9 protein-coding genes are annotated in these 15,922 nt (G+C 56.0%); 5 read left to right on the top strand and 4 right to left on the bottom strand.

The annotated features are described in order from the left end of the window. Positions 1–236 precede the first annotated feature (236 nt). Complete coding sequence (locus CVU60_02140; protein PKN43178.1) at positions 237–2,552, top strand: cysteine synthase; 2,316 nt, start codon at positions 237–239, stop codon at positions 2,550–2,552. Positions 2,553–2,807: 255 nt separating this feature from the next. Here CVU60_02140 and CVU60_02135 read toward each other — a convergent pair whose 3' ends face one another. From CVU60_02135 to CVU60_02125, 3 genes are all read right to left on the bottom strand, one after another. After that, on the bottom strand, positions 2,808–3,698 hold the full coding sequence (locus tag CVU60_02135; protein PKN43177.1) for a hypothetical protein: 891 nt from the start codon (positions 3,696–3,698) through the stop codon (positions 2,808–2,810). Next, on the bottom strand, positions 3,652–4,350 hold the full coding sequence (locus tag CVU60_02130) for a DNA-binding response regulator (protein PKN43176.1): 699 nt from the start codon (positions 4,348–4,350) through the stop codon (positions 3,652–3,654). Before CVU60_02130 ends, CVU60_02135 begins: the two co-directional genes overlap by 47 nt. A 577-nt stretch (positions 4,351–4,927) precedes the next feature. Beyond that, complete coding sequence (locus CVU60_02125; GenBank protein PKN43175.1) at positions 4,928–5,245, bottom strand: hypothetical protein; 318 nt, start codon at positions 5,243–5,245, stop codon at positions 4,928–4,930. A 203-nt stretch (positions 5,246–5,448) separates the two neighbouring features. Here CVU60_02125 and CVU60_02120 point away from each other — a divergent pair, with 203 nt between their 5' ends. The 3 genes from CVU60_02120 (at position 5,449) to CVU60_02110 (ending at position 11,173) form a co-directional block, all read left to right on the top strand. Further along, on the top strand, positions 5,449–6,327 hold the full coding sequence (locus CVU60_02120; GenBank protein ID PKN43174.1) for an oxidoreductase: 879 nt from the start codon (positions 5,449–5,451) through the stop codon (positions 6,325–6,327). A gap of 83 nt (positions 6,328–6,410) precedes the next feature. Continuing rightward, the gene (locus CVU60_02115) at positions 6,411–9,776 is read left to right on the top strand and encodes a hypothetical protein (protein ID PKN43173.1); all 3,366 of its coding nucleotides are present in this window, start codon (positions 6,411–6,413) and stop codon (positions 9,774–9,776) included. Beyond that, the gene (locus tag CVU60_02110) at positions 9,776–11,173 is read left to right on the top strand and encodes a Fis family transcriptional regulator (protein ID PKN43172.1); all 1,398 of its coding nucleotides are present in this window, start codon (positions 9,776–9,778) and stop codon (positions 11,171–11,173) included. The genes CVU60_02115 and CVU60_02110 overlap by 1 nt, the downstream gene beginning before the upstream one ends. Here the strand turns inward: CVU60_02110 and CVU60_02105 are convergent. Further along, positions 11,170–11,373, bottom strand: coding sequence for a hypothetical protein (locus CVU60_02105; GenBank protein ID PKN43171.1), 204 nt, complete (start codon positions 11,371–11,373; stop codon positions 11,170–11,172). The two genes, CVU60_02110 and CVU60_02105, sit on opposite strands and share 4 nt — an antisense overlap. A gap of 847 nt (positions 11,374–12,220) precedes the next feature. Here CVU60_02105 and nifJ point away from each other — a divergent pair. Further along, a complete protein-coding gene (gene nifJ / locus CVU60_02100; protein PKN43170.1) occupies positions 12,221–15,865 on the top strand; it encodes a pyruvate:ferredoxin (flavodoxin) oxidoreductase in 3,645 nt (1,214 codons plus the stop codon). Positions 15,866–15,922: the final 57 nt, after the last annotated feature.

The following is a 15,922-nucleotide window of genomic DNA, read 5'->3' as shown; positions in this document are numbered from 1 at the left end:
GCGGGGCGGTGACGTCGATTTTAATCAGGCAAATATTTACAATACTGTAAGATTGATGGGTGTTCTTGCACGCCGCGTTGGAGCGCCAGCAGGGTACCGGTGCGAAGCAGGACGAGGAACTGACACGGAAGGACTTCCAAAGGGGGCCGATGCCCCCTTTGTCAGCCCCTTGCCCCGCATCGTCTTTTGCCATAGATTTCGCACCTTGCGTCCAATCCATCAGCAGGGTTTTTTCTATGATTCATCCGACCATTCTCTCTCTCATCGGGGCCACTCCGATCGTTTATCTGAACCGCGTCTTTCCTCACTCGCGCATTCGTCTGGCGACCAAGCTCGAAGCCCAGAACGTTGGCGGTTCCATCAAGGACCGCGTGGCCCTGGCCATGATCGAAGCGGCCGAGGCCTCGGGCGAGCTGACCCCGGACAAGATCGTCATCGAGGCCACCAGCGGCAATACGGGGGTCGGGCTGGCCATGGTCTGCGCCGTCAAGGGCTACAAGCTCACACTGCTCATGCCCGATTCCGCTTCCGAGGAGCGAAAACGCATCATGCGCGCCTTCGGGGCGGAGTTGCGCCTGACTCCGGGTCGTCTCGGCACTGACGGGGCCATCGAGGAAGCGTACCGGTTGGCGCGCGAAGAGCCGCAGACCTATGTGCTCATGGACCAGTTCAACAATCCGGCCAGCATTGCCGCACACTACATGGGCACGGGCCGCGAGATCATCGAACAGACCGAAGGGCGGGCCACCCACGTGGTCATAAGCCTCGGCACTTCTGGCACGGCCATGGGCATAGCGAAGCGCATGAAGGAATCGGCTCCCGGCATTCAGGTCGTGGCGGTGGAGCCTTATGCCGGGCACAAGATTCAGGGGCTCAAGAACATGCAGGAGTCATATCCTCCCGGGATTTATGACAAGCACGCCCTGGACCGGATCATCCACGTCGAGGATGAGGAGGCTTTCGCCTGTTCGCGTCAGCTGGCGCGTGAAGAGGGCATTCTTTCCGGTATGAGCGCGGGGGCGGCCCTGGCCGGAGCGTTGCGCATCGCCAGAGAATTGGATGAGGCCGGAAAAGAGGGGCTCATTGTATTCATCTGTCCGGATACGGGAGAACGCTATCTCTCGACCACGCTTTTCTCGCCGTTGGCCCGGCATGGCCTCGGGGTGCGCAGCGTGACCAGCGGCTGCCTCGAATGTCTGGGCAGTCCGGGCGGCGGACATGCGCTGTTCACGCCTGGTCCGAGCCTCGACGACCTGGGCGAGCTGGATGTCTGGCGGCGCATTGTCTGGCTGGACGTGCTGGCCCGGGCCCTGGTCGAGCGGGGGCAGGACGTGCGCCTGGCTGTTGGCCTTGCGGATATGGATGATCGCGCTCTTGCTGCGGCCCGAGAGGCCAAGGCCGGATTGCAGGACTTCGGACAGAGGGCGCGGGAATTCATGCTCGCCCATGCCAAGGCCTTGGGCGTGTCCGATACCGTGCTTTTTCCCTTGGCCGGAGACAGTCAGGAGCGTGCCCTGGGCCTTGCGCGCAAGCTGTTGGCCAAGGGCCAGGCCTACGAGAAGCTCAGGTCCGTCTATTTCGACGTGACTCGGGACAAGACGTATGGCCAGATCTCTTGCGTGGACACCGCTGGCATGAATCTGGGTTACACCGTCGATCTGGCCGATTATGCGAAGGATAATCCAGCCGACTTCACGCTCCTCAAAAGAGCCACCTTGCAGGATCTCAAGCTTGGGGACGTGATTGAGACCGAATGGGGCAAGGTCCGGCCGAGCTGGTTTCTGCAGCTGGCCGCCACGGCCCTGGACGCATTGGGTTCGGTCACGGTCATGTTTGCCGCCGAGTCGCACCGTTTCCCGCATCTGGACAATTTCTGCGCCATCTGGAGCGCCGGGGCCGGAGTGCGGCCCATGGCCTGGATGGTTTCTCAGCCCGTAACCCCGCGCGAACAGGGCGAGACGGTGCCGTCGCTCACGGATGCCCTCGCCGTCGCGGGCACCGGTCCTGCCCTGCGGCTGTGGCTGCTGTCCGCTTCCTACCTCAAGTCCCTCGCCTATTCGCCGGAAAGTCTCGCCATGTGGGTCAAGAACCAGAACCGGCTGCAGGACGCCTATGTATCGGCTTCCCTGGGTGGCTCGGGAAATGGCGTATCCCCGCAACTCGAGCAGGCGATTTACGATTTGAAAACCGCTTTTGCCACGGCGCTCGACGACAATCTCGATCTGGCCCACTTCTGGCCGGCGCTCTTCGCCTTTGCCAAGACCGTCAACGCCCGTGCCGGAAAGATGAGCACAGACGAAGCCGCGCTGGTGGCCGAGCAGCTTCTGGCCTGCGACCGGGTGCTTGGTTTTCTGGACCATGCGCGTTTGCCGTTGGCTCAAAAATCCTGGTCGCGTGAGGCTGCGGATCTGGTCGGACGCCGTGAGGCGGCCCGAAAGGCCAAAGATTTTGTGCAGGCTGACGCGCTGCGCGCACAATTGGCAGGCATGGGCCTCAGGCTTGAGGATCATCCGGCCGGTGTGCGCCTTTTCCGAATGGAGAGATCAGCTTAACTGTCCGCCCCAAAAAGGCGATCTGCTGCGTCAGCGAAAAAATCCAGACCGCTTGTGTATGCGCATGGCGCGCGTCCTGGATTTTTCCGCTTCCGTGCATTTCATCATTTTTGAGCGGCCTGCGGAATTAGAATTTTTAAGGCAGCCAGTTAAGAGTCTTGCTAAAACGAGGGCAGGGCACGGGACTGCATGCTTTCCTGCGAGGTGGGCTGGCCAGGCGTTTGTTTGGGCGGCCCTTTTTTATGGTGGGAAACGTTATGCGTTGTCGTGTTGAAAGTGTTTTTTGATGCTCTCCGAGGCTTCAAGGATGAGCGCTTCGAGTTTTTTGAAGATCTCGCCGACAGATTGCATGTCTGCTGTTCCATGGCATGCCGATTCAAGATCCGTTGCCAGGGTGTTTATCTCCCTGGCCCCTATCATGAGTGACGATCCCTTGATGCTGTGCGCAAGACGCGAGCATTCCTTGATGTTTTTGTTTTCCAGGTGCTTTGAATAGTCGGAGATGAATCTTGCTCCATAGCCGGGAAACTCGCGCAATATGTTGAAAAATGCGGATTCGTTTCCCAGGAAATTTGCCAGCGCGTGAGACATGTCGAAACCTTTGATCTTCAATGTTTCAGCGACGGCTTCGATCGGGACTTCATCTGTTCGGGTGGAGAAGAAAGACATGACCTGGGAGAGTTCCAGGGGCTTGTGGAAGATCCGAAGGGAGTTTCCCGCAAGCTTTTTTATAAAACCGGGTTCCCGCTCTTCGCCAGTCAGCAGACAGATTTTGTCTTCCTTGGCCAGCCCCCTTTCCTGCAGATGTCGCGCGAGATCCATTCCATTCATGGAAGGCATGTGCAAGTCGAGCAGGATCAGGTCGTAGTTTTTTGCTTTGGCGAGGGCAGTCGCCTGATCGGCGTTCGCGGCAAGGTCGACCTTGAGGCCGAGATTTTGCAGAATTTCCGCAGTGACGAAACGGCAAATTTCGTCATCATCGACCACGAGGACCGTTTTTTGCCGACAGTTCAAATTGCTTTCCTGCATCCGGCACACCTCGATGTTCGCAAGCCCTTCGACGTCTTCCTGTGCGATCGGATCTTCGGGACTTTGCGATTTAAAGTTTGGTGGAAGATCTGGTCCGTTTGAAATGCTTTCCCGCATCGTTTTCGTCTTCTGGCAGAAAGAGACTGCCGTGACGCAATTCGTTGCAGCTGTTGATGCCGAGCTTGCCGAGAATGTTGGAGCGGTGCTTGTCCACCGTCTTGATGCTGATGAAGAGGGACTCGGCGATCTCCTTGCTTTTCCAGCCGTCTATGATGAGTCTCACGATTTCCTTTTCACGGACGGTCAGGTTTTGCATTGGTGGCAGTGCCTTGCGTTGCCTGTTCACCAGAAGGTAGTCCCTGACGATGACCTTGGCCAAGTGTGGGCTGATAAACAGGGCGTCGTCCAGGGCATACTGCACGGCCAGGAAGAGCTCGTCCGGATTCGATCCCTTCAGAACATAGGCATTGGCGCCGTGCTCCAGGGCATCGAAGATGAAGTCGTTGTCGTCACTGGCTGTCAGGACGACGATCTTCACGGTGGGCTCGAGTTCTCTGATTCTCTGCAGAACCTCCGTACCTGGAATGTCCGGGAGGCGCAAATCAAGTAGAATCACATCCTGTCTTTGCGACTGAAATGATCGCAGCGCGTCTTTCCCAGTGGCGACATCGTCGTCGATAATGTACTCGCCGTGCATGTCGATCATGGATTTGAGGCCCATCCGCAGCAGGCTGTCATCCTCGACCAGCAGAATTCGTTTTTTTGTCATGAGCGTGTTCTCTTCGTTTTTGCGTGGGTTGAACCGACGGCACTTGATTCGGTTGTTCTGTCTTCGTTGCACGAACCGCACAGGAGCATTGCTGGATTTTTTGATCGCAAGGCTTGAACTGATCGGGGCGTGGCGTACTTTTTTCTCGCTCGAATCGCCGAATTAATGAAATCAGACCATAGCCATTGTTATTTGTAAGAGTTGATAAATAGTTTTACCCTTCATTTTAATAGACATTGAACAGTATTTTTCACTTATAGGCGCTAAGGGTTTTTCGTGATTGATAGTGGATTTTCAAAATTTTCGGCGTGCCGAATACGGCCGTAATAAATTTATTTTGTCTATCGGGATGGATACGTAAGTTGAATAGGGGGATATGCTGATGAAGCAGATAATGCGCAGAGTATCCTTACGCATGCAGATCGGAGTGCTGGAGTGGAAAAAGCCTTGACTGTGCGTGGGCGGCAAGAAAAAGTATCGCCTGGGCCATCAGCGCGGGAGATTTGACTTTAGGTGCAGGCAAGTCCAAAAAAAAAAAGCCGCGATGTGCGGCTTTTTTCGATGGAATCGCGAAATGCTATTTGCGAGAACTTTTGTTTATTGTTTCCACGAGTTCCGCAGCGACCTGAATTTCGACATCCTGCTGGGCCTGTTCGTCGAGAAGCTGGGACTTGGGCCATCTGCATCTGTGGTAGGATATGGTGGCTTTTTGCGACAGCTGTTCGATCTTGGTCAGCATTATACCCATGGCTTCCTGAGTTATGGTGAAATGTCCGCATTCCGAACATTTGGGCGCTGGTACATCCTCGAAGCAAAACAAGTGGTTACGGCATTCCATCTGATATGAGATGGTTTCCTCGGCGACACTGTCGCTTCCGCATTTCTGGCAGATCATGGCAACCTCGTATGGTCTAATTTGAATCCTAAATAATCGTTCATTATATGTACGTTTTTTAAATTTGGCAAATAATTATATAACATGCTTAAATTATTATTTTTATTTTGTTTTTTCATTTTGTCCGGCCGCGTTCGGTCTTAACCGGAAGGCAGCTCTGGATTGGCAATTGGCATTTATCTTGAATAAACTCTGGAGGAATCATGAGCAAAATAGGCTGGGTTGGAATCGGAGTCATGGGGCGTTCCATGTGCGGGCATCTTCTTGCGGCAGGACATGACGTCAGGGTTAATACACGCACCAAGGCTTCCGCTGAAAGCACCATCGCCGCCGGTGCGAAATGGTGCGACACACCGGGCGAAGTCGCAGCGGATTCGGAATTCGTGTTCACAATCGTCGGGTATCCGGCCGATGTGCGCGCCGTGTATCTTGGCGAGGGCGGCCTTGTGCAGATGGCCGCGCCGGGAAGCGTGCTTGTGGACATGACCACCTCCGAACCTGCCCTGGCAAAGGAGATTCACGAGGCGGCCCGGGCCCGTGGCGTGGCCGCGCTGGATGCCCCGGTTTCCGGAGGCGATCTCGGTGCGCGCGGCGGGAGCCTGGCCATCATGGTCGGCGGCGAGCAGGAAGCCTTCGACCGGACCCTGCCCCTTTTTGAAAAGATGGGGAAGAACATCCGGTTCATGGGCGCTCCCGGCTCCGGTCAGCATACCAAGATGAGCAACCAGATTCTCATCGCCGGGACCATGATCGGGGTCGTGGAATCCCTTCTGTACGCCGTGAAGTCCGGCCTGGACGTGGACGACGTCATCGACGTCATCGGCAGCGGGGCGGCCGGGTCCTGGTCCATCAACAATCTTGGGCGCCGGATCGCCAAGGATGACTATGATCCGGGCTTTTTCATCAAGCATTTCGTGAAGGACATGGGCATCGCCTTGGCCGAAGCCAGGAAACTGCGCATTGCCTTGCCCGGCCTCGCTCTGGTCGAGCAGCTTTATGTCGCAGCCATGGCGCAGGGTTTGGAAAACATGGGCACTCAGGCTCTCTACATCGCTTTGAAGAATTTGAACGCAGTAAAATAGTTATTATTGCAACGGTTCGTCAAAGATTCATTTTTCTTTTTCGAACCGTTTCAATTTTTGCATTGAATTAAACTGGAGATCGCGTGCGGAGTATATTTTTTTTCCTGCTCATGTTTTTATTCATCCCTCAAGCTTTTGGGCAGGATGAAAAAAAGATTAACGTGCTCTACATAAATTCATATCATAATGGATATGAATGGTCTGACAGTATATTTGACGGCGTGCGCGAAACGTTCAGAAGTAGCGGAAAGAATATTTATCTTCAGATAGAATATATGGATTCAAAAAGATATTCTGGAGAGAAGATAAATGAAATACTGTTTAATTATTACAAATTCAAATTCAAATCGACTCGCTTTGATCTCATCGTCACTTCTGATAACAATGCTTACGAGTTTATTTCAGAGCACGGCGAAGATCTGTTTCCCGATGTGCCCATAGTTTTTTGCGGAATCAATGACGTGGAGGCCGGAAAGGTGCCCATGCGTTCACGCATGACCGGAGTTCTGGAAGAATTCGAGGTCCCGTGGAATATCGAACTGGCGCTAAGATTTCATCCGGGCAAGAAACGCCTGGTGGTCATTGGCGATCAGAGCATGACCGGGGTGGCCATTGCCAATCAGGTCCGGGCCCAGATTCCCGGACTGCCCCATGAGATCGAGGTCGAATTTCTGGATGAGTTCACTCTCGATGAGCTGATTTCCAAAGTGCGTTTCGCTTCTGCGGACAGCATCTTTTTCTTCATTCCCTTTTACAAGGATGTGGGCGAGGCCGTGTATTCGGCCCAGGACCTTCTTGAGATAGTCTGGCAGGAGACGGGCGTGCCGCTGTACAGCGCCTGGGAGTTTCTGCTCGGCCACGGCATGGTGGGCGGAAAGATGATCAGCGGATACAGCCACGGTCAGGCCGTGGCCCAGATGGGGCTGCGCATTCTGGACGGGGAATCCCCGGCCGGCATAGAGATATCCGTTAGTCCCGATGATCCGCCCAAGTTCGATTACCGCGTGCTCAAGCGTCTTGGGATCAACCAGAAACTCCTGCCCGAGGGCAGCATCCTCATCAACGAGCCTTCGCCGTTCTATTCCATCAACAGGCACCAGTTCTGGACCATCATCATCAGCCTTGTCATCCTGTCACTGGTGCTGATCCTGCTTGTGATCAACATTTGGGAGCGCAAGCAGATCGAGGTGCGGATCAAGAACCAGCTCTCGTTTCTGCGCACCCTCATGGATACCCTGCCCATTCCCATCTACTTCACGGACCGCGGCGGGGCCATCGCTGGCATCAACCGGGCCTTCGAGCACTGGTTCGGCGTGAGCTGGGAGCATGACAAGGGTTTTGAATCCCAGGAGCTGGCCCTGGCCGAAACGCGTTTTGCGCCTTTGCTCGACATGCGCATGGATTCCTACGAGGCCCAGATCCGGCACGGCGACGGCACCTTGCGCCCGGCGGTGCTGCACAAGGCCACCTTCGCCGATGCCCAGGGCGAGAACGCCGGGATAGTGGGCGTCATCTACGACATTTCCGATCGGAAGAAGGCCGAGGACGATCTTCGCGCGGCCGAGGAAAAGTATCGCACCATCTTCGAGAATTCGGCCCTGGGCATTTTTCAGACCACGCCCGACGGCTCCTGGATGGTCGCAAATCCCGCCCTGGCCAGGATGCTCGGGTATGCAAGTCCGGAGGACCTGATCGCGGACAATCCGAACATTTCCTCCCTGTATTTTCAGCAGAGCGACCGGGAGAGGGTCGTCGACCTCTATCAGCAGAACAGGGGCAGTGTGGAGTTCGAAGTTCTTTTCCGCACCCGCGCGGGCAAGATCATCACGGCCAACCTGAACGCCCGTGCCGTGCGCGGCTGCAATGACGATTTCTGTCATTTCGAGGGTTTCGTGGAGGACATCACGGACCGCAAGGCTGCGGAGCTGGCTCTGGCCGCTTCCGAAGCCATGTTGCAGCTGGTCCTTGATACCATTCCCCAGCTTGTGCACTGGAAGGACCGGGAACTGCGAATCATCGGCGCGAACCGGAATTTTCTGGCTCATGTCGGCCAGACCGAACTCTCGGCCATTTATGGCAGGAAATACGCAGAGGTCGTGAGCTATGCCTATGAGGCGGAGCAGATTTCTCGGCTCGACCAGGAAGTGATCAAGACCGATGAGCCGCGATTCCGGCTGCGTCTTGAGACCCGCAACCGGGCCGGCGAGAACATTTGGCTGCTGGTCAACAAGGTACCGTTGCACGGACCGCACGGGGCGGTTGTCGGTATCCTCAGCACCGCCGAGGACATCACCCAGACCATGAATCTGGAAAAACAGCTCCTGCAGTCCCAGAAAATGGAGGCCATTGGTACGCTCGCTGGTGGAATCGCACATGATTTCAATAATATACTGACTTCCATCATGAACTCTACCGAGCTCGCCATGGAGGACATCTCCGAAGACAGCCTGAACTGGAAGGATCTGGAGCGATCCCTCAAGGCCGCGGTTCGAGGCAGCGGCCTGATCAAGCAGATCCTCACGTTCAGCCGTCCGACCCAGGAAGGATTTCTGCCCACGGACCTGCGTGAGGTTGTCAGTGAAGCCGTAGCCCTCATCCGTGTCTCCATGCCGCGCAACATCACGGTCCTGTCCGAAATTGACGACGACCTGCCTCTTTGCCTTGCCGACCCGACGCAGGTTCACCAGATCGTCATGAATCTCGCGACCAACGCATTTCAGGCTCTGGGCGAGGGCGGCGGCAATATTTCCATTCACTTGAGCCGCATGAACCTGGAGCGCGATGACGCGCAGCTCGGCAACCTTGCCCCGGGCATTTACAGCAGGTTGTGCATAGAAGACGACGGTCCGGGCATCGAGGAGAGCATACAGGACAAGATCTACGATCCCTTTTTCACCACCAAGGGCAAGGGGGAAGGGACTGGCCTCGGGCTGGCCGTGGTGCATGGCATCGTGCGCAATCACGGCGGGGAAATCAGGCTCACAAGCACTCCCGGGTTCACCCGTTTCGACATTCTGCTGCCGACCATGAACGAACTCTGCCTCCTGCCCGGCGAATGCGAGGGCGCATTGGCCATGGGCAATGAGCGACTGGCCTTCATCGAGGACGACGAGGACCAGTTGGCGCTCATTCCCCGCGTTCTTGAGCAGCTCGGCTATGAAGTGCATGCCTTTCAAAGCCCCGCCGAAGCGATTTTCGCTCTCTGCGATGAGGGCTTGCCCTTTGATCTGGTCATTACCGATTATGACATGCCCGGCATGAACGGCTTCGATGTTGCAGGGATTCTGCAGGATCGCCGCCCGAATTTGCCGGTGATCATGGTTTCCGGGAGAAAGCAGGCCGAGGAATTTCTCGGCCAGGCCGGGAACATAAAATTCTTCCTCAGCAAACCGTACAACAAGGACATGGTCGGACGAGCCATCCGCGATGTCCTGGACAAGGACGTGTGATGGCCAGGATACTCATTATTGACGATGACCCGCAGGTTTGCGAAACGCTTGAGAGCCTTATTTTCCGTCTCGGCCACGAATGCCATGCCGCCCATACCCTGAAAGACGGGCTGGCTAGGCTGGAAAGCCTGGAATTCGACCTGGTTTTTCTCGATGTGCGTCTTCCTGACGGCAACGGGCTTGAAGCCCTGGGGCAGATTCGCAACCACGAGGTTCCCCCCGATGTGATCGTATTGACGGGACAGGGAGATCCTGACGGGGCTGAACTTGCCATCCAGGGCGGGGTTTGGGACTATCTGGTCAAACCCTCGCCCATCAAGCAGATCAAGGAAACCTTGAACCGGGCCCTTGCTTACCGTCAGGAAAAACAAGCCATGGGGCAGGCCATGGCCCTGGATTTGAAAGACGTGGTGGGGGAGAGCAGCGTCATGCGCCAGTGCTACGAGCGCATCGCCCAGGCCAGCGGTTCGGACTCCACCGTGCTGGTCACCGGAGAGACGGGAACCGGCAAGGAACTGCTGGCCCGCACCATTCATCGCAACAGCCTGCGCTCGGCGCGCGCTTTTGTTGTCGTCGACTGTGCCTCCCTGACCGAATCCCTGCTTGAGAGCATCCTCTTCGGTCACACAAAGGGCTCCTTCACGGGAGCCGCACGGGACAGGATCGGGCTGGTCAAGCTTGCCGATCAGGGCACCCTTTTTCTGGATGAAATCGGGGAGTTGCCGCTTTCTGCGCAGAAGACCTTCCTGCGCGTCCTGCAGGAGCGTCGCTTCAGGCCGGTGGGGTCGAATCAGGAATTGGAGAGTGATTTCAGGCTCATTTCGGCCACCAACCGGGACCTTGCGGCCATGGTCAAGGCCGGTGAGTTCAGACAGGATCTCTTCTACCGCATAAACACCATTCAGCTGCACCTGCCCGCCTTGCGCGAACGCGAGGATGACGTGATCATCCTCGCCCGTCACCATATCGACAAATTGTGTCGGCAACGAAACATTCCGATCAAGGAGATGGATCCGGAGCTGGTCGAAATGCTCAAACGCTACGAATGGCCAGGCAATGTGCGCGAGCTTTTCAATACCATAGAACAGGCCTTTGTGCTGTCTGGAGCCGAGAAAACGGTCTACGCCCAGCACCTGCCTCAGGCGGTGCGTATTCGGGTCGCCAAGACCATATTAGGCAAGGGCAGAGTGGATGGGGAAGCGGGGCCGGAGGAAGCGCTGAATGAAGTGGAGGAGGCCCTGCCCACGTTGAAGGACTTTAAAACGTCCAAGGAGAGGGAATATCTGCTCAGGCTCGTGGGCAGCCACGGCAAGGATATCCAGAAAATGCTGGCGGTTTCAGGGCTTTCCAGATCGCACCTTTACGCCATGCTCAAGAAGCACGATATCGAAGCCTAGTAATCCTGTTCTTCATCCTGCTCCTTGCCGAGCCAGTATTCTTTCCAGGAATCTACAATATATTCCGTCTTGACCAGAACGCTGTCGCCATCGTTGATGCGCTGCTCTTGCATCGGGGTCAGCAACTGTGACAGCTGCATCGTTTCGTTTCGGGACAAACCTCGAATCACGCCATTTTTTGTTATGCTTTTTCCTTTCATTTGAAACCTCCAGATAACTATATATAAAGCAGTTTTTACCTTCCTGGCAAGCTGCTTGGTTAATTTATTGTGCAAAATTGCTGCCAACGATCTTGAAAATTTGTGTGCCGGTCCTGTATGAATCCAAAATAAACTTGTTTTCTCGGTATGTTGCAACCTGAGAGCGTTTTGTTATTTCGTTGCCGACGTGTAATGTTTCATGCAAGTTGTTGTGCAAATTTGAAACACTGTCCGCGTCAGGTTGATACGATTTTGCTCATTTGAAACATCCGCAGGCCCTTGGGATTCGGTCGCTCAAGGCGCGTCCGGACTGTCCACGAAGCAAGACTGAAGAAAAATGGTTGTTTAGTCAATCAAATTGTAATACACTCGTCAGATCATCTTGAGTCCGAAAAATCGGACAGTCCCGCAGGCCCAATTCGTGATCCGGGACACCTGTGGAGGCCCGGTGGCAGGGGGAGACGTTCGTCATTGAACGTCGAATCGAAGTGGATGATGGATGATTTGGGTTTTTGCCGGATTTTTTGTCCGAAAAAACGGACGCTATTCAAAAAGCCTGATTTTAACCATTAACCAGCCAATTAAGCGCGTTAACCGGATTGAAGTTGTATGTTTGCATTCCCGTACTAACGTGCTATTTCGAGGAAAAAATATATATTGTCTTTTTTTTCAGACAAACCGGAAGGGGGGCTATGACAAATAAGATCTGTGTCTCATAATTTTCTTTTATTTCAGTTAATTAGGCGGTTTTTGTTACGTGGCACGAAACTTGTTTAAAGCGATCGGAAGCACGAGAAAACGTTGCAAAATCGCTTGAAACAACAACTTGGCTTTTAGGAGAAGATATATGGCTAAAAATATGAAAACCATGGATGGAAACACTGCCGTCACGCATATCGCCTATGCAATGAGCGATACGGCGGCAATTTATCCGATCACCCCGTCTTCCACCATGGGAGAGATCGCTGATGAATGGGCCGCGCAGGGACGCCTCAATATTTTTGATCAGAAGGTCATGGTCCGCCAGATGCAGTCCGAAGCTGGCGCTGCCGGTGCTGTGCACGGTTCCCTGGCCGGTGGCGCTCTGACCTCCACCTTTACCTGTTCCCAGGGTCTTTTGCTCATGATCCCGAACATGTACAAGATTTCCGGTGAGCTGCTTCCCGGTGTCTTCCATGTCAGCGCACGCGCCGTTGCCGCGCATGCCCTGTCCATTTTTGGCGATCATCAGGATGTCATGGCCTGTCGGCAGACCGGTTTCGCCATGCTGGCTTCCAGTTCCGTGCAGGAATGCATGGATCTGGCCCTGGTCGCACATCTGGCCTCCATTGAATCAAGCATCCCTTTCCTGCACTTCTTTGACGGCTTCCGCTCTTCCCATGAGATTCAGAAGATCGAGGTCATCGACTACGAAGACATCAAAAAGGTAGTCAATCACGAGGCCATCGCGGAATTCCGTGAGCGCGCCATGAGCCCGGCCAATCCGTCCATTCGCGGCACCGCCCAGAATCCGGACATTTATTATCAGGGCCGTGAAGCTTCCAATGTCTACTATGATCAGCTCTCTTCCATTGTGGTCGAGCAGATGAAGAAGGTTACTTCCATCACTGGTCGTTCCTACAAGCCTTTCGACTACGTTGGCCATCCCCAGGCTGAGCGCGTTATCGTGGCCATGGGTTCTTCCTGCGAAACCATCGAGGAAGTGGTGCGCCACCTCTTGGCCAAGGGCGAGAAAGTCGGCCTGGTCAAGGTCCGTCTGTATCGTCCGTTCCTGCCTGAGTACTTCCTGCAGGTTCTGCCCGCCACGGCTTCCGTCATCACGGTCCTCGACCGTACCAAGGAGCCCGGCGCCAAGGGCGATCCGCTCTACAAGGATATCTGTACCGCCTACATGGAGCGCGGCGAAATGCCTGAGATCGTCGCCGGTCGTTACGGCCTCGGTTCCAAGGAATTCACCCCGGCCATGGTCAAGGCCGTGTATGACAACATGATGGTCGCCCAGCCCAAGCATCACTTCAATGTGGGCATCGAAGACGACGTCACTCATACCTCCCTCGACGTGCCGGCCTTCGCCGACACCACCCCGGCCGGCACCGTGCAGTGCAAGTTCTGGGGCCTGGGCTCCGACGGAACCGTCGGCGCCAACAAGGAAGCCATCAAGATCATCGGCGACAACACCGAGATGTATGCCCAGGGCTATTTCGCCTACGACTCCAAGAAGTCCGGCGGAATCACCGTTTCCCACCTGCGCTTCGGCAAGGAGCCCATCCAGTCCACGTATCTGGTCAACGCGGCCGATTACATCGCCTGCCACAAGGCCAGCTACGTACACACCTACGACGTGCTCGACGGCATCAAGGACGGCGGCACCTTCGTCCTGAATTCCAATTGGACCGCCGAGGACATGGAGAAGGAACTGCCCGCTTCCATGCGCCGCACCATCGCCAAGAAGAACCTCAAGTTCTACAATATCGACGCGGTCAAGATCGCAGCCGAAGCCGGCCTTGGCAACCGCATCAACATGGTCATGCAGACCGCCTTCTTCAAGCTGGCCAACGTCATGCCCTTTGAAGAGGCCGTCGCGCTCCTGAAGAAGGCCATCAAGAAGGCCTACGGCAAGAAGGGCGACAAGATCGTCAATATGAACATCGCGGCCGTTGATCAGGCTTCCGCCAACCTGATCGAGATCAAGGTCCCGGCCGCCTGGGCCGACGCGGCTTGCGACTGCGCCTCCGAGCAGGATGTTCCTGATTTCGTCAAGAACGTCATGCGTCCCATCCTGGCCCAGAAGGGCGACAGCCTGCCTGTCTCCGCCTTCGAGCCCGACGGACTGTTCCCCGTGGCCACTTCCCAGTTCGAAAAGCGCGGCGTGGCCATCAACGTGCCCGAATGGATCGCGGCCAACTGCATCCAGTGCAACCAGTGCTCCTTTGTCTGCCCGCATGCGGCCATCATCCCCGTGCTGCTGACCGAAGAAGAGATGGCCGACGCTCCCGAGACCTTCGAGACCCTCGACGCCATGGGCAAGGAATTCAAGGGCATGAAGTTCCGCATGCAGGTCAACACCCTGGACTGCATGGGTTGCGGTAACTGCGCCGACATCTGTCCGGCCAAGAACACCGCCCTGGTCATGAAGCCTCTGGAGACCCAGACCGGACGCGAAGTGCCCAACTACGACTTCTCGGTCACCGTTCCCTTCAAGGACAACCTGACCCGCCGCGACACCGTCAAGGGCAGCCAGTTCCAGAAGCCGCTGATGGAATTCTCCGGCGCCTGCGCCGGTTGCGGCGAGACCCCGTACGTCAAGGTCATGACCCAGCTCTTCGGCGAGCGCATGATCATCGCCAACGCCACGGGCTGTTCCTCCATCTGGGGCGCTTCCGCTCCGACCACTCCGTACACGGTCAACGCCGACGGTCATGGTCCTGCCTGGGGCAACTCCCTGTTCGAGGATGCGGCCGAATTCGGCTACGGCATCCAGATGGCCTATGCCCAGCGTCAGGCCAAGCTGGCCGACCTGGTCGCCAAGGCCCTGGAAGGCGAACTGCCTGAAGATCTGGCCGAAGCCTTCAAGGGTTGGCTCGAAAATCGCGCCAATGCCGAGAAATGCAAGGAATACGGCGACAACATTCGTGACATCCTGGCCTTCATGAACCGCGACGAACTGCTTGACGCCATCTATGAGCGCGAAGAGCTGTTCGCCAAGAACTCCTTCTGGATCTTCGGCGGTGACGGATGGGCCTACGATATCGGCTATGGCGGGCTGGACCATGTTCTGGCCTCTGGTGAAGACATCAACGTTCTGGTGATGGACACGGAAGTGTACTCCAACACTGGCGGACAGTCCTCCAAGGCAACTCCGCTTGGTTCCATCGCCAAATTCGCTGCCGCAGGAAAGCGGACAGGGAAGAAGGATCTCGGACGCATGGTCATGAGCTACGGCTATGTCTATGTAGCCACGGTTTCCATGGGCTACGACAAGCAGCAGCTTTTGAAGGCCCTGCGCGAGGCGGAAGCCTATCCCGGACCGTCCCTGATCATCGCCTACGCTCCGTGCATCAACCAGGGACTTCGCAAGGGCATGGGCAAGACCCAGCTCGAATCGAAGCTGGCCGTGCAGTCCGGCTACTGGCCGCTGTATCGCTACAACCCCCTGCTCGCGGATGAAGGCAAGAATCCGTTCATCCTGGACTCCAAGGCCCCGGACGGAAGCATTCAGGAATTCCTGGCCAGCGAAAACAGATTCGCCTTGCTCGAAAAGATTGAGCCCGAAGCCTCCAAGAGACTGCGGACCCAGATCGAGCAGGATTATCTGCAGCGTTTTGAAATGTACGAGTACCTCTCCAAGCAGGTGCCCACGACGGGCAAGGCGGCCTCCGCTCCCGTCACCGCACCCGCAGCGGGCGAGGGTTGTACATTGACGGCGACGGCGGAGCATTCGGGGGCGAACAAGCCTGCCGAGCCCTGCGATGACGGCCGCGCCGGCAAATAGGTAAAGGCAAGCTGCCGGTCCGAAAGGGTGGGGTCCCTTTCGGACCGGCGGTCCATT

This window comes from Deltaproteobacteria bacterium HGW-Deltaproteobacteria-18 (assembly GCA_002841885.1).
Lineage (GTDB): Bacteria > Desulfobacterota > Desulfovibrionia > Desulfovibrionales > Desulfomicrobiaceae > Desulfomicrobium.
Note: the sequence above shows the minus strand (reverse complement) of the source record. Positions and strands in the feature narration are given on the sequence as shown.